Source organism: Paraburkholderia sp. BCC1884 (assembly GCF_900996225.1).
In the GTDB taxonomy this organism is placed as follows: Bacteria; Pseudomonadota; Gammaproteobacteria; order Burkholderiales; family Burkholderiaceae; genus Paraburkholderia.
The window spans coordinates 1-460 of record NZ_CAAJGL010000016.1; the positions used below are offsets into that span (position 1 = coordinate 1).

1 pseudogene is annotated in these 460 nt (G+C 71.5%); it reads left to right on the forward strand.

The features are described from left to right. Window positions 1-460 (forward strand): annotated as a pseudogene (locus FQ705_RS01125) (ornithine cyclodeaminase); the annotation flags it as partial.

Here is a 460-nt window from a genome sequence, read left to right on the forward strand (position 1 = left end):
GACCACGGCGGTGCGCACCGCCGCCACCTCGCCGCTGTTCGCGCGCTTCCTGGCACGGCCCGATTCGGTGTCGATGGCGCTGGTCGGTAACGGCGCGCAGGCCGAATTCCAGGCGATCGCCTTCCACGAGCTGCTCGGCATCGAGGAGCTGCGCGTGTTCGATGTCGACGCGGCCGCCACCGACAAGCTGGTCGCGAACCTCGCGCCGTTCCGGCGCCTGCGCGTCGTGCGCTGCGGCTCGACCGCCGAGGCCGTGCGCGGCGCCGACATCGTCACCACCGTGACCGCCGACAAGACCAAGGCCACCATCCTGAGCGCCGACATGCTCGAGGCCGGCATGCACGTCAACGCGGTCGGCGGCGATTGCCCGGGCAAGACCGAGCTCGATCCCGAGCTGCTGCGCCGCGCGCGCGTGGTGGTCGAGTACGAGCCCCAGACGCGCATCGAAGGCGACATCCAG